This is a genomic window from Teredinibacter haidensis (genome assembly GCF_014211975.1).
Lineage (GTDB): Bacteria > Pseudomonadota > Gammaproteobacteria > Pseudomonadales > Cellvibrionaceae > Teredinibacter > Teredinibacter haidensis.
In genome coordinates, this window is record NZ_CP060084.1 from 4,025,081 (window position 1) to 4,043,188 (window position 18,108).

20 protein-coding genes are annotated in these 18,108 nt (G+C 50.7%); 17 read left to right on the forward strand and 3 right to left on the reverse strand.

Annotated features, from left to right (window positions below; all coding sequences use genetic code 11):
• The first annotated feature begins 168 nt into the window (after nt 1-168).
• From H5715_RS16300 to H5715_RS16345, 10 genes are all read left to right on the forward strand, one after another.
• Nucleotides 169-2,031, forward strand: a complete 1,863-nt coding sequence (locus H5715_RS16300) for a DUF4382 domain-containing protein (protein ID WP_075186400.1) — start codon at nt 169-171, stop codon at nt 2,029-2,031.
• Between the two features lie 8 nt (nt 2,032-2,039).
• A complete protein-coding gene (locus H5715_RS16305) occupies nt 2,040-2,360 on the forward strand; it encodes a hypothetical protein (protein WP_075186399.1) in 321 nt (106 codons plus the stop codon).
• Entirely contained in the window at nt 2,353-2,820 is a 468-nt protein-coding gene (locus H5715_RS16310) for a DUF3106 domain-containing protein (RefSeq protein ID WP_075186398.1), read from the forward strand. Before H5715_RS16305 ends, H5715_RS16310 begins: the two co-directional genes overlap by 8 nt.
• Nucleotides 2,817-3,764: a hypothetical protein gene (locus H5715_RS16315; RefSeq protein ID WP_075186397.1), complete on the forward strand. Its 948-nt coding sequence runs from the start codon at nt 2,817-2,819 to the stop codon at nt 3,762-3,764. Before H5715_RS16310 ends, H5715_RS16315 begins: the two co-directional genes overlap by 4 nt.
• Before the next feature lies 1 nt (nt 3,765).
• The gene (locus tag H5715_RS16320) at nt 3,766-4,302 is read left to right on the forward strand and encodes an RNA polymerase sigma factor (RefSeq protein ID WP_075186396.1); all 537 of its coding nucleotides are present in this window, start codon (nt 3,766-3,768) and stop codon (nt 4,300-4,302) included.
• Entirely contained in the window at nt 4,299-4,646 is a 348-nt protein-coding gene (locus H5715_RS16325; RefSeq protein WP_075186395.1) for a hypothetical protein, read from the forward strand. Before H5715_RS16320 ends, H5715_RS16325 begins: the two co-directional genes overlap by 4 nt.
• 214 nt (nt 4,647-4,860) lie before the next feature.
• Nucleotides 4,861-5,070 (forward strand): cold-shock protein, encoded by a 210-nt coding sequence (locus H5715_RS16330; RefSeq protein WP_045856465.1) that lies wholly within the window; start codon nt 4,861-4,863, stop codon nt 5,068-5,070.
• 169 nt (nt 5,071-5,239) lie between these two features.
• Nucleotides 5,240-5,662 (forward strand): GFA family protein, encoded by a 423-nt coding sequence (locus H5715_RS16335; protein WP_075186394.1) that lies wholly within the window; start codon nt 5,240-5,242, stop codon nt 5,660-5,662.
• Nucleotides 5,659-6,318, forward strand: a complete 660-nt coding sequence (locus H5715_RS16340; RefSeq protein WP_075186393.1) for a glutathione S-transferase family protein — start codon at nt 5,659-5,661, stop codon at nt 6,316-6,318. Before H5715_RS16335 ends, H5715_RS16340 begins: the two co-directional genes overlap by 4 nt.
• Before the next feature lie 121 nt (nt 6,319-6,439).
• Complete coding sequence (locus H5715_RS16345) at nt 6,440-8,476, forward strand: beta-propeller domain-containing protein (protein ID WP_075186392.1); 2,037 nt, start codon at nt 6,440-6,442, stop codon at nt 8,474-8,476.
• A 21-nt stretch (nt 8,477-8,497) separates the two neighbouring features.
• Here the strand turns inward: H5715_RS16345 and H5715_RS16350 are convergent, their stop codons facing one another.
• Nucleotides 8,498-9,175: a hypothetical protein gene (locus H5715_RS16350; RefSeq protein ID WP_075186391.1), complete on the reverse strand. Its 678-nt coding sequence runs from the start codon at nt 9,173-9,175 to the stop codon at nt 8,498-8,500.
• 144 nt (nt 9,176-9,319) lie between these two features.
• Nucleotides 9,320-10,600: an MATE family efflux transporter gene (locus H5715_RS16355; RefSeq protein WP_246434587.1), complete on the reverse strand. Its 1,281-nt coding sequence runs from the start codon at nt 10,598-10,600 to the stop codon at nt 9,320-9,322.
• Nucleotides 10,601-10,893: 293 nt separating this feature from the next.
• On the opposite strand from H5715_RS16355, the gene coxB reads away from it, so the two are divergent.
• The 4 genes from coxB to H5715_RS16375 are packed head-to-tail and all read left to right on the forward strand — an operon-like array spanning nt 10,894 to nt 15,220.
• Nucleotides 10,894-12,027 carry a cytochrome c oxidase subunit II gene (gene coxB, locus H5715_RS16360; RefSeq protein ID WP_075186389.1) on the forward strand — a complete coding sequence of 378 codons (1,134 nt, stop codon included), beginning with the start codon at nt 10,894-10,896 and terminating at the stop codon, nt 12,025-12,027.
• A gap of 12 nt (nt 12,028-12,039) precedes the next feature.
• A complete protein-coding gene (gene ctaD, locus H5715_RS16365; RefSeq protein ID WP_075186388.1) occupies nt 12,040-13,590 on the forward strand; it encodes a cytochrome c oxidase subunit I in 1,551 nt (516 codons plus the stop codon).
• 51 nt (nt 13,591-13,641) lie between these two features.
• Nucleotides 13,642-14,271, forward strand: a complete 630-nt coding sequence (locus H5715_RS16370) for a cytochrome c oxidase assembly protein (RefSeq protein WP_075186419.1) — start codon at nt 13,642-13,644, stop codon at nt 14,269-14,271.
• Between the two features lie 16 nt (nt 14,272-14,287).
• Complete coding sequence (locus H5715_RS16375; RefSeq protein WP_075186387.1) at nt 14,288-15,220, forward strand: cytochrome c oxidase subunit 3; 933 nt, start codon at nt 14,288-14,290, stop codon at nt 15,218-15,220.
• A gap of 49 nt (nt 15,221-15,269) precedes the next feature.
• Here the strand turns inward: H5715_RS16375 and H5715_RS16380 are convergent, their stop codons facing one another.
• On the reverse strand, nt 15,270-15,521 hold the full coding sequence (locus H5715_RS16380) for a DUF2909 domain-containing protein (protein ID WP_075186386.1): 252 nt from the start codon (nt 15,519-15,521) through the stop codon (nt 15,270-15,272).
• A 28-nt stretch (nt 15,522-15,549) separates the two neighbouring features.
• Here H5715_RS16380 and H5715_RS16385 point away from each other — a divergent pair, with 28 nt between their 5' ends.
• From H5715_RS16385 to H5715_RS16395, 3 genes are read left to right on the forward strand one after another with little or no spacing between them, the layout of a single operon-like run.
• A complete protein-coding gene (locus H5715_RS16385) occupies nt 15,550-16,281 on the forward strand; it encodes an SURF1 family protein (protein WP_075186385.1) in 732 nt (243 codons plus the stop codon).
• A gap of 19 nt (nt 16,282-16,300) precedes the next feature.
• The gene (locus H5715_RS16390; RefSeq protein ID WP_075186384.1) at nt 16,301-16,924 is read left to right on the forward strand and encodes a hypothetical protein; all 624 of its coding nucleotides are present in this window, start codon (nt 16,301-16,303) and stop codon (nt 16,922-16,924) included.
• 2 nt (nt 16,925-16,926) lie between these two features.
• On the forward strand, nt 16,927-18,099 hold the full coding sequence (locus H5715_RS16395) for a COX15/CtaA family protein (protein ID WP_075186383.1): 1,173 nt from the start codon (nt 16,927-16,929) through the stop codon (nt 18,097-18,099).
• The last annotated feature ends 9 nt before the right edge of the window (nt 18,100-18,108 follow it).

Below are 18,108 nucleotides of genomic sequence, written 5' to 3' on the forward strand. Positions count from 1 at the left end.
CCTTGTTAACCCCTATTGCCCTTTTCAGCGGTAATGCACTCAAAAAAGTTTCCAGCCCTGTCAACAAAGCCACGCTCACAAGCGTTAAAGAGGTGTAGATGCATCAAAACCTGTACACCCGTCTGCAGCCGGGTGTACTTAACCTGTGACTATGTGGAGCAAAATCTAATGTGTGGCTATAAAGTGATGAAATATACCAGCGGTCGAGGGCTGCTGACGAGCATTATGGTGCTGCTGTTGGCGACCATCCTGTCTGCCTGCGGCGGCGGTTCTTCTTCCAATCCAACCAACTTAACAGGCAATGGTGGCATCACTGAAACGGGAGATTTACTGGTAAGCCTGACCGATGCGGAGGGTGATTTCCTGACCTACGCGGTTGATATTAGCAACCTAACCCTGACCCATCGTGACGGCACGGTGGTAAGTGTGCTGCCAGAAACGACGCGCGTGGATTTTGCCCAGTATGTGGATGTGAGCGAGTTGCTTAGTATTACATCGGCCCCTTTGGGCGCCTATCTTTCGGCGTCGATAACACTGGACTTCAGCAGTGCCGATATTACGGTACAGGATGAGTTAGGCAACGCAATTAGCGCAAGCGTGGTCGGTGAGGACGGCGCAATATTGAGCGAAACAACCCTGGAGCTGAATTTTAACGGGGATGAATATTTTGTTCTGAGCGCGGGTGTCTATGCCCATATTACGCTAGATTTTGACCTCGATGCCTCGAATGATATTGAGATCAGTGAAAGCGGAGCGGTGGTAACGGTTAATCCCGTGATGCTTGCCGATGCGCTGCATAGCGATCCGAAGGCATTGCGCCTGCGGGGCCGTCTGGGTGAAGTTAATGCAGAGCAAAATCAGTTTACCCTGCAGTTGCATCCCTTCGTGAGACGACAGGGCCAGTATGGCCAGGCGCAAGTCCATGTAGGAAGTGATACCCAGTATGAAGTTAACGGCGAGATGTTAGCGAATGCAGAAGGTTTACAGGCGATGAATCGGCTCGCGGGTAATGAGCCGCTGGTGATTTCAGCACAGTGGAATCAAGCAGAAGGCGCATTTTACGCGGCCGAGGTTTATGCTGGAACCAGTGTTCCCTGGGGTACAGCCGACACCTTGCGCGGTACCGTTGTGGCGCGCTCCGGAAATATAGTGAGTGTGCGCGGTGCGATGGTGGAAAAGGCTAACGGCCACATTGTTTTCAGTGATGACTTAACCTTGAGCATTGCCGATACCACCATTGTTCACAAGCATGGTGAGGTGGTTGGGCTTGCCGATATTTCTGTTGGCAGTGCGGTAAATGCTACGGGTGACCTGATCAGCGACAACGAAGTAGATGCCGCCAATGGAATCGTGCGTATTTCTCGCAGCAAAATCTCTGGCACCGTTGCCAATGAGGCCGAGCTGGCAGTCGACCTGCACTTTGTAAATGGTCGCCGTATCAGCTTGTTTGATTTTGCCGGTACAGGAACAAGTGAAGCCGAAGATGCAGACCCGGGCTACTATGAAGTGGATACAGGGCTGTTGGATATTTCTAGCCTGATGTTGGATACTCCCGTTCGCATTCGCGGATTTGTAAACGATTTTGGCGCAGCTCCCAGTGACTTTGTTGCCACCAGCATTGCCGATGCCTCCGACGTAAGCAGCACCCTGAAAGTGATGTACCACCGCACCGGATCCGATACTGCAGTAGTCTCCAACACCGAGGCGGGATTAATGCTAAATGTGAACGATGCTTACCGAAGACACCATGTTATGAGTGTCGGTATGGCGATCGATCTGAAGCAGCTGGAGGCCGTACCGCTGGTACATCCTGCAGCTGAAAATGGCGTCTACTGCATTGCTGTTCCAGGCCGAATGGAAATGTTTCAGCACTATGCCGACTTTGTCGTAGCACTGGATGAAGCCCTTAACAATGGCATGAGCGTGCAGCGCTTTGATGCCCACGGTAACTACGATAGCCAGAGCAATCAATTTAGCGGACAACGCCTGCAAATAGCCCTGCGGAATAACGGCAGTGGTAACGGACAATAAAACTGACAATGAAATTGTGGTGCAAGGATCAACAAGGAGTCGCGGAGCGGGTCACACCGCTCCGCAGATTGGGTTTAGTTACCGCAGCGGCGGTGCTGAGCTTTTCGGCTGCCGAAGGTTACACCGCCGAGCCCAGCGAGGAGGCCGAAAGCCCGCCGCTACTACCCAGTGAGGAACTGCTCCTGTTTATCGCAGAATTTAACGAAGTAGATGATGAAACGTTTAATCTATTAATGGAGCGCGGGAAGCAGGACGCACGGCAGCAGAAAGCGGCGTCCGCTAAAGAGCAACCAGAGGTTGAGGCAACAAAAGGTACTGAGCATGACTAGGCTATTAACATCGGTTTTGCTGACCGTACTGCTGACAGGAATATCCAGTGAGGTGCTGGCTGTGGAATGGCAAACGCTGAGTGCTCAACAACAGGCCGTACTCAACCCGTTTCAGGATCGCTGGAGTCAGCTGAACGAAGTGAAGCAACAGCGTTTGCTCGGCGCGGCCGAGCGCTGGCAGGGAATGTCTCCCGAGCAACAGCAAAAAGCGGCCGCACGTTTGCAGCGTTGGAGTTCGCTGGATAACGAGCAACAACAGGCGGTGCGTCAGCGTTTGGGTGAGTTTCGCAACCTTCCAGACGAAGATAAAGCGCGAATACGTCGCCAGTACCAGCGCTTTCAGTCCCTTCCTGAGCGGCGTCAGCAGCAGCTGCGGGAACGCTGGAAAAGCATGACGCCCGAGCAGCGCGCCCGAGCAGCGGAAAATATAAAAAGGCGCAGGGAGAGCCCACGACAGTGAAACGAACTCTGACAGTCATAGTTTTACTCGCCTGCTCGCAGGCTTTCGCTGATTCGGACGATTGGTTCGATATCGGCAAGCGCGGCTACGATCTGTATTTCAGCGCTGGCTACTATGAGGCGGGCGCCAGCCTTACCGGTATTTCGGCACGGGCACCTCTGCCGTTCGCCGCCGAAATTAGTGGCCGCTATACACGAATCCGTGGCGACGATAATGATCAAAACAGCAGCGGCCTTTTTATTCAGAGCGATCCTCTGGCGACATTTTCATTCGGGCTTGGCTACGAAACATCGGAGTTGGGTGACGGCCGCGAGTTGGATGACTGGCAGCTACTGGCAGGCTGGAATATTCACCGCTGGTATCTTGAAGGCCAATATATTACCGGGCAGACTCGGGAGCGGCCGCAGGAACTCAGTGAGGAGTTGGTGAATAATCTAAATGAATCTGATCTGTTGACGGCTGATCGACGTGGATTTGGAGCCACACTTGCTTACCATGGCAATGGTTGGGGCAGTCAAATCATTGTTAGCCGTTACGATTTGGATCAGCCGAGTATGGATGCGGCAGCGATGGTTTCACTGCTGCAAACGGCCAGCGAAGAAGAGCGAAGGGCTTTATTGAACGGCGCCTTTGCCTCGGGTGAGCGAGTGCGCTACGGCAGTTCCCGAAGGAGTACAAGCCGTTCCAGCGCCCAGCCTTACCAGCAGGTAAATCCAATAGCGGAAACGGAAATTGGCGCCGATATATTCTTCAATAGGGATCGTTACCGTTTTGCTTTTGGCACTTATTGGTATGACGATCTCTATATAAATGAACAGGTTTCCAGTTTCTTTGGGCGAATCGACTACAACCTGAATGATACGGTCGCGCTCGGTATGTTGATAGGCGCATCCGACGAGCCGGAATCGATGTATACGGAATTTGGTGTGGGATTCAGCTGGTGATATGACCAACGCCACGCAGCAAACCCAGCTGTACCTGAACGACTTCTTTGTTCAGGTACAGGCCAAGGCGTTTCGTCAGGCGGAAATTGCTACCGGCAGTCGCGACGAGGCGTTGGATATTGTGCAGGACGCCATGATCAAACTGGCGAGCAAATATTCCCACAAACGGGAAGCCTGGCCACAGTTGTTTCAACGCATTCTGCAAAATGCGATTCGCGACTGGTTTCGGCGCAGGAAAGTTCGCCGGTGGTTTAGCTGGTCGCAGGATGATGAGAGTGAACCGGATGAACTACAGGTGCTTGCTAGCAGCGATTACTCGCCGGAGGCCTTGACGCACAATGCTCAACAGTTAGAGCAAGTGGAAACGGCGCTGCGTCAGTTACCGCAAAGGCAACAACAGGCGTTTATCCTGCGCGCTTGGTGGGGTGCGAATATAGAGGAAACGGCGTTCGCCATGGCATGCAGTACCGGTAGCGTAAAAACGCACTATTCGCGTGCCCAGGCAAAGCTAAAAATTCTATTGGAGGACGTAACGTGACACAAAAAATATCGAATACAAAACTGCTTCGGCCATTGGATCAGTCGTTGCGTGAACTGACGCCGGATACTTTGGACGCTTTGGCCAACGCGCGTCAGAAAGCGTTAGCGCAAGTGCCGCAGTCTAACCGAAGCGCCACAAACTATTGGTTGTCTGGCGCGGTTTGCGCGGCCTTGCTTGCCGGAGTCTTGGTCTTCACCTATCCGCCTAAAGAGAAGGCGCTGGATTCAACGCCGCAACTGGCTGATCTAGAGTGGCTGATGGAAAAAGATGAGCTGGAATTAATGCAGGCGGATTTACAGTTTTACCAATGGGTAGACTTTGAATTGGGGCATGCGGGCTAAAACCAGCGGAAAAAGGATGTATAGGCGCTATAACGTATTGACTTTCGCATCAAGCCCTATAGACTGCCTTCTCAGCAAGAAAGCAAGTGTTCTATTTATTTTTTCAAACCCGAAATTTTTTAATCTCGTCCTGAATGTAAGTACCGGCCTTATTTCCTGCTTCCCCCGGCCATATAGTATGGTCAATTTTTTATTCTTTATTTAGGAAGTTATTATGTCTGATGTCGTTACTGGAACCGTTAAATGGTTCAACGAATCCAAAGGTTTTGGTTTTATCGAGCAGGAATCTGGTCCTGACGTATTTGCCCATTTCAGTGCAATCTCTGGTTCAGGTTTCAAAACTCTGGCTGAAGGCCAGAAAGTACAGTTTACTGTTACTAGCGGCCAGAAAGGCCCACAAGCTGAAAACATTGTTGTTGTATAACAACTGTTTACACCGAGTTTAAGGAAAAAGGCAGGCCATTTGGTCTGCCTTTTTTTTGCTGAGAACTTTACCCGCCTTTAATACATTTTTCTGCACCGAAACGAACGACGCATATCTCATTTACTGGTAACGTAGTGTTTTAAATGTAATTACCAGAAAGGAGCTTGCTATGAGTACTCCCTCCACCGGTACCTGCCTTTGCGGCAAGGTTACCATCACTCCAAAACACCTTGATCACAACCTTGGCGCTTGTCATTGTACCTCCTGTCGTAAATGGTCGGGTGGCCCGCTACTAGCGGTGGACTGTGGTACGGATTGTGACATTGAGGGTGAAGAGTATGTCAGTGTATTCAATTCCTCTGAGTGGGCAGAGCGCGGCTTTTGTAAAAATTGCGGTTCCAACTTGTTCTATCGTTTAAAACAATCGGGCCAATACATTTTGCCCGTGGGGCTGTTTGACGACGATGAAGCGTTTGAATTTGACCACCAGATTTTTATTGATAGTAAGCCTGAATATTACAGTTTTGCGAACAAAACAAAAAACATGACGGGCGAAGAAGTCTTTGCTCAATATGCCGAGCCTGAATCATGAAGCTGGTGATCGGTAATCAAAATTATTCCAGTTGGTCGTTAAGGCCCTGGCTGTTGCTCCGGCATTTCGATATCGATTTTGACGAAATAAAAATTTCGCTGGCGCCGGCCAACCTTCGAGAAATACTGGGAGAATTTTCACCCTCCTGTAAAGTTCCCGTGTTAATCGACGGCGATATTCATGTGTGGGATACGTTGGCTATTTGTGAGTATGTGAACGATCGTTACTTAAACGGGAAGGCCTGGCCGGAGGGGGTTGAAGAGCGAGCGTTGGCGAGATCGGTGGTGTGTGAAATGCATTCTGGCTTCAGTGCTTTACGCAGTGAACTGCCGATGAATTGTCGTGCGTTTCGAAAAGTGATCTTAAGCGACGAGGCGGTGCGTGATATTGCGCGCGTGGATCAACTTTGGTCGCAAGCGGATTCAGTCGATGCTAAAAACCGTGGTTCCTGGTTGTTTGGGCGCTTTGGTGTTGCCGACTGTTTTTATGCGCCGGTCGCCTTCCGGTTTAAAGTCTACGGGATTGAGCTATCTGAAAACGCCCGTGCATATTCAGAGCTATTGCTAAACCACCCGGCCATGCAGGATTGGTTAACAGCTGCGCGAGCGGAAACGGAAATCCTTCAGGAAGAAGAAGTGGGCGAAGAGCTTATTTAACCATTGGAACAGGGATGTTCGCGCATCAACAATTTTTTACAAAGCAAAACATTTTGTTCACAGAAGTGTTTCAACGGTACGGCTATTCTGCCAGCGAAAATACAAACAAAGGAGTGCCGTTATGAAACCGATGTATTTCCTGGTGTTGGCCACCTGCCTGAGTGGATGTGGTGGTGGAAGCAGCGATTCCAAAGAAAACCCCGGGCCTGTCTCTTACGATAATCTGCAGGCCCCAAAGCCCAGTACGCAAGTTCTGGAGTATGCGACCAGTACCGAGTTAACAACGCTACTTAAAAATGGCGTGCGGCGCGATTTTTACGGTGTGCGCGGTGGTGAAATATTCGCATTGGAAAACAATGCAACTGATGACGCCCTGGCGGCTGAAGCGTCGCCTGCGCCAAACGCAAATGACTTTTCCGGCACCAATGTACAAGTAGCCGGTGTGGATGAAGCCGACTACGTGAAATACGACGGCCAATATATGTACCTCCATGTATGGCCAGACTGGCAGGAAGACGAAACAAACCACGGCGTAAGAATTTTACGCACCGATGTGGAATCGGCTGCGGCGGAACAGGTTAGTGAAATTGAATTTACCAGCGATGGATTCTACGGTGATTTACAGCTTTACCTGTTGGACGGAGCCGAGCGTGCGGACGCACTGGTGTCTTTAACCAGTGGTGGTTATGTCGGCTTTTGCGGAACCGGTGATATCTTTAATTTTGGTTACTATAATTCTTCCCCCGCGATGAAAGTGTCCCTCCATGATCTTGAAGACCCGGCAAATCCGTCGCTGGATTGGGAATTGGAATTGGATGGCATTCTTCACAACAGCCGCAAAATTGGTGACATGCTGTATCTGGTTACCAGTTACCTGCCACAGCTAGCCATAACCCCGGAAGTACTTCGTGCAGACAGCAGTGAAGAATCCTCCGAGCAAGCGGTGGCTGATTTGGATCTCGATGATCTGCTACCGGGCTACAGTGTTAATGGTGGTGAGCGCCAACAGCTGCATACCAGTGAAGAGTGTCTGGTGGGCGCTGACACAAATGAACATTATGGTTATCGCAGCCTACACCACATCGTTGCGGTGGATTTGCGCAACAAAGCGATTACCCGATCTGTTTGTCTGGGTACCCCGGTTGAGGGCTTGTACAGTTCAACCGAAGCGATTTACCTGGGTGCCACGCAGTGGGGCAACAATTGGGAAGACAGCTACACCGTACTGCATAAATTCAGCCTAGCGAATAACGATATTACCTACGTCGCTACGGGTTCTGTACCGGGCACACTGGGCTGGAGTAGTCCCTCGTTTCGTATGGACGAGTACCAGGACAATATGCGTGTGCTGACCACCGCCCGGAGTGAAGCGGGTGATTTGGACCACCGCTTGTGGGTATTGGAGGAAAATGCTGACACGAATACCTTGGATTTGATCAGCACACTACCCGCCGAGAATGCAGAAAACAGCGATATCGGAAAGCCTGGCGAAGATGTTTATGCGGTTCGCTTTTTTGGTGACCGGGCCTATGTGGTGACTTTTGAGCGCACAGACCCGCTCTATGTTCTCGACCTGTCCGATCCGGCGCAACCGTTATTGGCGGGCGAACTTGAATTACCGGGTTTTTCCACCTATTTGCACCCACTGGAAGAAGGCTATTTGTTTGGTTTTGGTCAGGATGCGAATAGCGAGGGCCGGGCAACAGGATTAAAGGCCGCGTTGTTTGATGTGCGCGATAGTGCCAACCCAAAAACCGTCAGTGAGATTAGCATGGGAGGGCGGTGGTCGTGGAGCGATGCGCTTTACGATCATAAAGCGTTTAACTTCCTTCCCGCTGGCGAGAGCGGTTTGCGTATTACCTTTCCCGTTACACTCGCCAATGGCTTGCTGTTAGAAAACGGTGTTGAACAGTTAACCGTTGCCGATGAGTATTCGCGCATGCTGGTATTGCTGGAGGCGAACGGTCTGGACGGTGACGAAGCGAGCATGACCTTACAGGGTACCCTGCAGCCCGAAGTGGATGGCAGCCGTGAATGGTATGATTACAGCGCGCTAAGTCGTGGTATTTTGCACGGTAATTCGGTTTTCTACGTAGATGAGCCGGAGGTGTGGGGTGCTTTCTGGACCAACCCGGATGACGTGTTTGGGCCATATTGAGTTAAGGTTACAGCTCAGTTCTTAGTGAACAACCTTGCCTTGCGGTATGCGATCCAGCTTAAGCTGGATCGCTGAATCACCGGCAAGGCAGGGCCACTCTTCAATGGCGTTCAGCCAAGCATCGTTGTGATGGCTGCGCAAGTAGTCGTCGAAATGGGCATTGCGGAAAAAACCGTCGCTCTCGAACAGCGATTCAATCGAGTAGTGCACCGCTAAATCTAGCTGATTGGCAAAATCATCGCCCAAAATATCGTGCACGATAATATTGGACAGCGTCATATCCATCGGCGCCAGTGGGAAGCCGCAGGCCATCATCACACGGTCATTGACCTCTTCCATTAGCCTGTGAGCGAGATAGGCTTCATTTATCAGGGCCAATAAACCATCGTGGCCCTGAATCAGTTCCGGTGGTTCGAAAAAATAATCTTCTGCTATAGAGAGAAAAGCCTTAGCGTATTGGTAGACGCCGGCCGACTTGGTTAAGGTTGTAAGTGCTTCGATAAAGTCGGGAACATGCTCGATATAATGCGTAACGAACTGCTGCAGCGCATCAAGGCCATTGCCATTCGGAAAGCTTATCGCGTGATGAAGCTCGGGCAGTTTGGCTTGCAGAAAATCCCTTAACTGATGATTTTTAGCTTCAATCCTTTGCGCTTTAGCTATGGATTCGCGAATGTACAAAATTCTAGGCTCAGTCATATAAAAAAATACTGACACGAACGATTATATTAGTGAATGTCCCACTATAGCAGTGGCCGCCAAAGCAAACTGTTAAATTAGTACGCCATTTAGACATGGGGGCTGTCACCGGAAGTATTTCTCCGGCGATGCTCGGCTACCACTTCAAAACCATTTATGCCTCACAGAATGAGTATAGAAGGCCGAACCCAGTGTTGCCCCCCTAATGGCGTTAAAAATTACAAAACTGAACCATAAACCGTGATTAAGTGATCCTTGTGTTAACCACCACAGTGGAAAAAACCCTAAGAAAACAGCGGCTAGCATGGTTTTGAGCATAACGCGGGTTTTACCGGCGCCAATGAAAATGCCATCGAGGATATAGGTCCACACGCTGACTAACGGGAAAACCACCAGCCAGTGAAAATGCTGAGAAACAATTTCGGCTACTGGCGTTATATCGGTGAACAGTGCGATCAGCAAATGTTTGCTGACAAGAAAAATCAGCGCCAAGCCGGTCGCCAGAGTCGCGGCGGCTACGCTACTGGCCGCACAGGCACGTAGGAACGCGCGCTGATTTTTTGCGCCCAACGCTTCGGCTCCCATGGCTTCAACCGCATGGGCATAGCCGTCCAAACCAAAAGATTGCAATAGCACCAGTTGCATAAGAATGGCATTGGCCGCCAGTACCGTTGGCCCAAGCTGGCCGCTTTGGGCGGTAAAAAAGTTAAAGATAAACAGTAGCAGCGCGGTGCGAAAAAACAGATCGCCATTGAGCTTCAGCAAGGCGGCCCAGTCTGGCAAATGCAGCAGCTTGCTCCAGCCGGGCCAGCTGAGCAGGGAGCCCAGATGCTTTCTTAGTGCATGGCGAACAACCCAGATCGCCAACAGACCACCGACAACTTCAGCGATAAGCGTTGCGTAGGCTGCGCCGTCGCTGCTCCAGCCGAATCTCACGATAAATAGATAATCCAGCAGAATATTCAGTGCGTTGGCCAAGACCGTGATAACCAGAGGTAAGCGGGAATTTTGCAGGCCGATAAGCAGACCGATGGCCACAAAGGTGACAAAGGCGAAGGGCGCGGCGGTAATGCGAATATGACAGTAACGGGCGGCAAGCTCGGCAATTACGGGGTCGGGCGCCATTAAAGCGATGGCGAAAGGTACCAGCAGCCATTGAAGGCCAATAAGCAGCAGGCCGCAGGCAAGTGCCAGCAGCATACTCTGCCCAAACTGCTGTTGCAGTAGGGCGGAGTCGTTGGCACCTAATGCTCTGCCCACAAAGCTGGTGGTACCCATACGCAGAAACGCGAACATCCAAAGCAGGAAGGCCATAATGTTGGCGCCTATAGCAACAGCCCCCAGATATTGCGGGTTTTCGAGATGGCCGAGCATGGCTGTGTCTGCAATTCCCATCAAAGGGGCGGAAATATTACTGAGTATCATTGGCCACGCCAGACTAAAGGCGCGTCTATGGGGTAACCCTTTGAAATTCATGGCTTTTATATGCATAAAGAATAATATATCTGGCGTGTAAATAATCGAAAATAGGGCTTTTTAAACGCAAAGCGAATAAAAAAACACTAATTTGAGCATCTTTCCTACTTACTTTCTTCTATCCGCTGCCGTTATAATCGGGCGCTGCGGCAAAATGCCACACAAATTGTCTGCGCATTTCCATGATATGGCGCAAATAAAAACAATAAAGACGAAATAAATAATCCAACGGAGATAGGGCGATGTTAAGTCATTCCTCGCGGTCGCTTGCTCTGCTACTTACGGTGCTCGCTTTCCCCCTAGAGGCTAGCGCGCGTGATTGGCGGCTCAATATGACCGAAGGCGTAACCTCAATAAGTCAGTCTGTGTACAGTCTGCACATGATTATTCTGGGAATATGCGCCCTTATTGGTGTGCTAGTTTTCGGCGTCATGTTTTACTCCATGATTGTCCACCGCAAATCTCGCGGTGTTAAGGCATCCAATTTTCATGAGAGTACCTTCCTGGAAATTATCTGGACAGTTATCCCTTTCCTGATTCTTGTCGGAATGGCCTTTCCCGCTACCTCTACGCTAAAGAAAATGTACGACACCGATAACGCCGAGCTGGATATTCTAGTCACCGGCTATCAATGGAAGTGGAAGTATGAGTATTTGGGTCAGGATGTCAGCTTCTTTTCGAATCTGAGTCAAAAATCCAAAGAGCAAATCTACAACAAAGCCGTTAAGTCTGATGACTACCTTTTGGATGTAGATGAGCCAGTCATTATTCCTATCAAGAAAAAGGTTCGCTTTCTGGTAACCGCCGCTGATGTTATTCACAGCTGGTGGGTTCCGGCGCTGGCGGTCAAGCGCGATGCCATTCCCGGTTATGTGAATGAAAGCTGGACCTATGTCGATGAACCTGGAACCTATGTGGGCCAGTGTGCCGAACTCTGCGGTAAAGATCACGGCTTTATGCCCATTGTGGTGAAAGCGGTTCCGCAGGCGGAATACGAAGCCTGGGCGGCCAAGAAGCGCGAAGCAGCGCTGGCCATAGCCGAAGCGGCCAAGCAGGTGATGACATTCGAGCAGCTCTACGCACAGGGCGAGGAAGTCTACAACGCCCGATGCGCCGCCTGCCATCAGGGTAATGGCCAGGGTATACCTGGCTCATTCCCCGCGATTGCCGGCAGTGCAATTGCAACCGGCGACCTCGGTGGGCACCTCGACGTGGTGCTCAACGGTGTTAATGGCACGGCGATGCAGGCGTTTGCCGAGCAGCTGAGCCCGGTGGAAGGCGCCGCCGTTATCACTTTTCAGCGTAATGCGTTTGGCAACAATATGGGCGACAGCGTCCAGCCAATCGACATTGTGAATTTCAAGCAAGGCCAATAAGGAGGTCACGCTATGGCACATGGTCCTGCTAAAGGGTTATCCCGGTGGTTGTTTACAACCAACCATAAAGACATAGGTAGTATGTACCTGTGGTTTTCGTTCGCTATGTTTTTTCTGGGTGGAATCTTTGCGCTGGTGGTTCGCGCAGAATTATTCCAGCCGGGCTTGCAGATTGTTGAGCCCAACTTCTTCAACCAGATGACCACCATGCATGGTCTGGTGATGGTGTTTGGTGCGGTAATGCCCGCGTTCGTGGGCCTGGCTAACTGGATGATACCGATGATGATCGGCGCTCCAGATATGGCCCTGCCGCGCATGAACAACTGGAGCTTCTGGATACTGCCCTTCGCCTTCTCGATGATGGTTTCCACCCTGTTTATGGAGGGCGGTGCGCCCAACTTCGGTTGGACTTTCTATGCACCGCTATCCACAACCTACGCGCCGCCTTCGGTAACCTTCTTTATCTTTGCCGTCCATATTATGGGTGCCAGTTCGATAATGGGGGCAATCAACATTATCGCCACCATTATCAATATGCGCGCGCCGGGCATGAGCTATATGAAGATGCCGCTGTTCGTATGGACATGGCTGATTACCGCCTACCTGTTGATCGCGGTCATGCCGGTACTGGCGGGCGTGGTGACCATGATGTTGATGGATATCCACTTCGGCACCAGCTTCTTCGATGCGGCCGGTGGTGGTGACCCGGTTCTGTTCCAGCATGTGTTCTGGTTCTTTGGCCATCCCGAAGTTTACATCATGATCCTGCCCGCCTTTGGCGTGGTCTCGGCGATCATTCCCACCTTTGCGCGCAAGCCGCTGTTTGGCTACTCCTCCATGGTGTACGCCACGGCCTCGATTGCATTCCTCAGTTTTATCGTTTGGGCACACCACATGTTTACCGTGGGCATGCCGCTGTTCGGTGAGCTGGTGTTTATGTACGCGACCATGCTGATTGCGATTCCGACGGGGGTGAAAGTCTTCAACTGGGTCACCACAATGTTCAGGGGCTCCATGACCTTTGAAACGCCCATGCTGTTTTCTATTGCCTTTGTGATCCTGTTTACCATTGGTGGCTTCTCCGGTCTGATGCTGGCGATCGCACCCGCCGACTTCCAGTACCACGATACCTATTTTGTTGTGGCGCACTTCCACTACGTACTGGTACCGGGCGCCATTTTCTCCATTACGGCTGCCGTATATTACTGGTTGCCAAAATGGAGCGGCAATATGTATGACGAAGTCCTCGGTAAAACGCACTTCTGGATAGCCTTTATTGGTTTGAACGTCACATTCTTCCCGATGCACTTCTCCGGTTTGGCGGGCATGCCGCGCCGCATTCCGGACTACAACCCGCTTTGGGCAGACTGGAATATGATCTCATCGATAGGAGCCTTCCTGTTTGGCGCTGCACAGGTGCTGTTCCTGTACATCGTTGTTCGTACCATTATCAGTGGCCGCAAGGCGAGCCAGGAAGTGTGGGAAGGTTCTCACGGTTTGGAGTGGACAGTGCCATCGCCCGCGCCCTACCACACCTTTAGCACGCCGCCGGACATTAAATAAAACTGCCGGGTGCGCTCTGGCGCGCCCCGGCAAACAACGCAGTTTGAAATTATGAGCGTAAACAAAGAACAAAAAGCGATTCGCAACACCATCGTAAAGTCGATGGCGTTAGTGGTCGCTATGTTCGTGTTCGCTGTCTGGGTACTACCCCCCATTTACACGTTATTTTGCGATGTAACGGGCATTAACGGTAAAACCAAAGGTCAGTACACCGCGGTGAGTTCCGAGGTTGATACGAGCCGAACGGTAACGGTGCAATTTGTGGGAACCAAAAACGAAAATATGCCCTGGGGTTTCAAACCCAAGGATTTTTCCTTACAGGTTCATCCCGGTCAGGCCGTCGTCACCGACTTTATCGCTCACAACCCTACCGACAATATTATGGTGGGGCAGGCGGTACCGAGTTTGGTGCCGCATAACGCCACGGATTACTTTCACAAAACCGAGTGCTTTTGCTTTAACCAGCAAACGCTGGCGCCGGGTGAGACAGCAGAATTGGGTTTGCAATTTATTGTCGATCAGGAAATGCCGAAGGGCGTGAGCACCATCATTCTGTCGTACACGTTGTTCGACGTTACTGAATCGTCACCCGATGAGGTTGCGCAAAAACAACGAGAACTGCAAAAAGCAAAAATTCATAATCAAGAACCTGTGGGTTCAGCAACATTAACCGCACGTTAAAAGCGGAGTCATAAGAATGGAACAACAACACGAAACCTATTACGTCCCAGAGCAGAGCAAGCTGCCAATTTTGGCGTCGATTGGGCTGTTTATATCCGTGTTTGGTTTGGCAAACTGGCTTAATGAAATGTCTGCCGGAAAGGACGGAAGCGGAGCAACCATTTTTTTGGTTGGGTTTGTTATTCTGGCCGCTGTTTTATTCACTTGGTTTTCCACTGCCGTCAGTGAAAACCTCAAGGGTCTGAACAGCGGACAGCTAAAACAATCCTACGTGCTGGGCATGGGCTGGTTTATCTTTTCTGAGGTAATGTTTTTTGCGGCCTTTTTTGGCGCGCTATTTTATCTCCGAAATATTTCCCTTCCGCTTCTTAGTTCCGGGCCTACCAGCGATCTGTTATGGAATGGTTTTAATGCCGAATGGCCGCTGATGACGACGCCGGATATGGCTGCCAATGGTGAAGCTGCCAACGTCAAGGGCCCGCACGAAAACATGAGTAACCCGGGCATTGGTAACTGGACTGGCTGGCTGCCCTTTTGGAATACCGCTGTTCTGCTAACCTCGAGTTTTACCGTACATTTTGCTCATACCGCGCTCAAGAAAGACAAAAAACACGGGCTGTTTGGTTTTAATTTCTGGCTCGGTATTAGCGTACTGTTGGGAATCATCTTCCTAATTTTACAGGCAGAAGAATATATTGAAGCCTACAAGCATATGGGCCTAACCCTGGAAACGGGTGTTTACGGCACCACCTTCTTTATGTTGACCGGGTTCCATGGTCTGCATGTAACTCTGGGAACCTTTATGCTGGGGGTGCAGTGGTTGCGCTCTATTACCAAGGGCCACTTTACGCACGACGACTGCTTTGGTTTTGAAGCGTCCAGCTGGTATTGGCACTTTGTCGATGTGGTGTGGGTGGGCCTGTTTCTTTTTGTATATATCCTGGGCTAAGCCATTATTTGTCACTCCCGTCGCTACGGGAGTGACAACATTCAACGTATTATTCCTGGGTAGCTTGGTTACGGTGATCTCCCCAGGGAGCAGTATTCGCAAGTTTACCGCTGTAAATACCGTAGCCGATCGTCATCAGCAGTGCGGCTGCAAGGGTAATCCTCACACCCAGAGCGTAAAGAGTTCGCTTGGATTCCGATGCGCCCAAATCCTTGAAAAGAAATACCAAGCCACTGCTCAAGCTGGCGATAACGGCGATAAACAGAATAACGATGGCTATTTTCAGGGTTGCTGGGCTCATAGAGTACTCTCCGTTAGAGCGGTTAAAAATGGCAGGTGACGGTAAATTTACATTTCAACTCAATGGCAAGCTGACGCTTTTTTCACTGCTGTTGCTGCCGATATTATTAAGCTTAGGTTTTTGGCAGTTAAGTCGTGCGCAAGAAAAACTGACCTTACAGGAAAGCTGGCAAACTCAGCAAGCGCTACCGCCAAAGGCCTATAGCCCTGACGATAGGCAAATAGATAGTCGCCGAGTGTATGTTGAAGGCCGCTTTAATACACAACACTACTGGCTGTTAGAGCATAGAATGTTGGATGGACGGCTGGGCTACGAAGTTGTGATGGCTTTTTCGCTTACACACGAAGGCGATACGCTTCTGGTCAATCGCGGTTGGGTGCCTGCCGGGCAATATCGGGAAGACAATCCCACGCTAACGACACCCAAGGGCACTATACGAATTGCGGGGACACTCAAAATTCCCAGTGATTCAGCCTTTATTGAACAGGCGAAGAGTTTGCAGCAGAGTTGGCCGCAGCGGCTGCTTGAAGTTGATGTTGAACTTATGGCGCAGCAGGTACAGCATTCACTAGCGAAAAATATTCTGTTGCTGGATGCCGATAGCCCAGGAGCCCTGTTAACCAACTGGCAGCCCATCAATATGTCTGCCGAAAAACACTGGGGCTATGCGGTGCAGTGGTTTGCAATGGCATTGGCGCTGTGCATTTTATGGGTGTTTAGCAACAGCAATGTATGGACGCTAATAAAGTCTAAAAAATAATAGTGATGACAAGACCAAAATGATGAACGAAATAGCCACAAACAGCACAGCCCGGAAAGGCCGATGGACGCTGATAGCCCTTTTTGCCGTTGCAGCTTTACCCATTGCCGCGGCCTACATTATGTTTTTTACCGGGATGGGAGTGCCAGACCACACCGTCAATAAGGGCACAATGTTACCGCAAGCGGTAAAACTGGAGCACCTGCTAGCGGGTGAAAATAACGCCTTTCTGGAAAAAATAGCGGCCGAAAAAAAATGGCGCATTCTCATTCCTATTACTGGTGACTGTGGCAAGGCCTGTGTGCAGAATCTCTATACCACGCGGCAGGTACATATACGCCTATCTGAAAAAAGCGTTCGCCTGCAACGAGTAGCGGTCAATATCGGCGCCGCAAAAGGAGAAGAACAATTTCAGCAGCTTAAGCTCGAACATCCGCTTTTGGAAAAAATTACCGTTGACGAGGTGCGATGGCGAGAGTGGCTGGCTGCGTCCGGGGCAACACTGGATGAAACGGCCACGCCCTACTATTTGCTAATGGATCAGGAAGGCTTTGCGATGATGGTGTATACAGCGGAACAGCACGGCAACGAATTACTGAAAGATATTAAGCGCGCATTAAAATATTCGATTGATTACCAATAATAATGAAACGTAAAAGCACGCTGTACAAATTATCGTTGCTGGCATTTTTTATGGCCAGCTTGGTGGTTGTGTTGGGCGCATTTACCCGGCTGGTGGATGCCGGCCTGGGCTGTCCCGATTGGCCAACCTGCTATGGGCACATATGGGTACCAAACGAGAGCCATGAGATCCAGGCCGCAAATGAACTGTTTGATGAAACGCCGGTGGAAACCGATAAAACCTGGCCGGAACAAATTCATCGAATCTTCGCTTCTTCGCTAGGCCTGGTCATCTTGGCCATCTTCGCTATTGCCTGGCGGGGAAGGGAAAAAGACACTAAGCACAAGAGCGTATTGCTACTGCTGGGGGTGTTGGTCGGAGGCGTTATCGCGCGAGTTATTGTCGGCGACACCTTAGACCCCTTTATGTGGGTGTTGGTCGGCCTCTACTTTTTGAACCTGCTGCGTGTAGGCAAATCTTCAGCGCCAAAGGCCGAGCCCTTCCTCCTACCGGCGGGCCTGGCGGGCTTAGTCATTTTACAGGGCTTTTTTGGCATGTGGACGGTTACCCTAAAGCTCTGGCCGCAGGTTGTAACCGCGCATCTGCTGGGGGGCTTTGCAACCATAAGCCTACTTTGGTTATTGGTGCAGCGCAGTGGGGAATGCCAATGGAGCTTACCGGCTGGCAGCGTTGTGGCACTGTACCAGGCGCAAAAAATTGCGCTGGCGGCGTTAATTTTGGTGGTCGTGCAAATTGCATTGGGTGGCTGGACATCGTCAAATTATGCAGCGCTCGCCTGCCCGGACTTTCCGCTTTGCCAGAATAGCGTGATACCCGTCGCTGACTATATTCAGGGCTTTAACTTTTTTCAAAAGCTGGGGCCGAACTATCTCGGTGGCCTGCTGGATAATGAAGCCCGTACGGCGATTCATTTTATGCATCGCATCGGCGCGGTTTTGGTCACCCTGTTTATTGTCTGGCTGGCGAAACGTTTGTGGGCGTCGGCGGAAGAAAAAGCTAAGCGTTTTGCCTGGCTGTTGATAGCTATGCTTGTTCTCCAGCTTAGCCTGGGCATGAGCAATATTCTGTTTGCGCTACCCCTGTCGGTGGCCGTTTTACACAATGCGGGTGGAGCTATACTGCTGTTAATACTCGTAACGATTAATCATCGGCTTCGCACGATGAAAACCCTCTAATAGGTAAAT

What these genes read in the sequence shown, in the direction of transcription:
- H5715_RS16300 (WP_075186400.1), top strand. Translation starts at nt 169, where the DNA reads ATGTGTGGCTATAAAGTGATGAAATATACCAGCGGTCGAGGGCTGCTG.
- H5715_RS16305 (WP_075186399.1), top strand. Translation starts at nt 2,040, where the DNA reads ATGAAATTGTGGTGCAAGGATCAACAAGGAGTCGCGGAGCGGGTCACA.
- H5715_RS16310 (WP_075186398.1), top strand. Translation starts at nt 2,353, where the DNA reads ATGACTAGGCTATTAACATCGGTTTTGCTGACCGTACTGCTGACAGGA.
- H5715_RS16320 (WP_075186396.1), top strand. Translation starts at nt 3,766, where the DNA reads ATGACCAACGCCACGCAGCAAACCCAGCTGTACCTGAACGACTTCTTT.
- H5715_RS16330 (WP_045856465.1), top strand. Translation starts at nt 4,861, where the DNA reads ATGTCTGATGTCGTTACTGGAACCGTTAAATGGTTCAACGAATCCAAA.
- H5715_RS16335 (WP_075186394.1), top strand. Translation starts at nt 5,240, where the DNA reads ATGAGTACTCCCTCCACCGGTACCTGCCTTTGCGGCAAGGTTACCATC.
- H5715_RS16340 (WP_075186393.1), top strand. Translation starts at nt 5,659, where the DNA reads ATGAAGCTGGTGATCGGTAATCAAAATTATTCCAGTTGGTCGTTAAGG.
- H5715_RS16345 (WP_075186392.1), top strand. Translation starts at nt 6,440, where the DNA reads ATGAAACCGATGTATTTCCTGGTGTTGGCCACCTGCCTGAGTGGATGT.
- H5715_RS16350 (WP_075186391.1), bottom strand. Translation starts at nt 9,175, where the DNA reads ATGACTGAGCCTAGAATTTTGTACATTCGCGAATCCATAGCTAAAGCG.
- H5715_RS16355 (WP_246434587.1), bottom strand. Translation starts at nt 10,600, where the DNA reads ATGATACTCAGTAATATTTCCGCCCCTTTGATGGGAATTGCAGACACA.
- coxB (WP_075186389.1), top strand. Translation starts at nt 10,894, where the DNA reads ATGTTAAGTCATTCCTCGCGGTCGCTTGCTCTGCTACTTACGGTGCTC.
- ctaD (WP_075186388.1), top strand. Translation starts at nt 12,040, where the DNA reads ATGGCACATGGTCCTGCTAAAGGGTTATCCCGGTGGTTGTTTACAACC.
- H5715_RS16370 (WP_075186419.1), top strand. Translation starts at nt 13,642, where the DNA reads ATGAGCGTAAACAAAGAACAAAAAGCGATTCGCAACACCATCGTAAAG.
- H5715_RS16375 (WP_075186387.1), top strand. Translation starts at nt 14,288, where the DNA reads ATGGAACAACAACACGAAACCTATTACGTCCCAGAGCAGAGCAAGCTG.
- H5715_RS16380 (WP_075186386.1), bottom strand. Translation starts at nt 15,521, where the DNA reads ATGAGCCCAGCAACCCTGAAAATAGCCATCGTTATTCTGTTTATCGCC.
- H5715_RS16385 (WP_075186385.1), top strand. Translation starts at nt 15,550, where the DNA reads ATGGCAGGTGACGGTAAATTTACATTTCAACTCAATGGCAAGCTGACG.
- H5715_RS16390 (WP_075186384.1), top strand. Translation starts at nt 16,301, where the DNA reads ATGATGAACGAAATAGCCACAAACAGCACAGCCCGGAAAGGCCGATGG.
- H5715_RS16395 (WP_075186383.1), top strand. Translation starts at nt 16,927, where the DNA reads ATGAAACGTAAAAGCACGCTGTACAAATTATCGTTGCTGGCATTTTTT.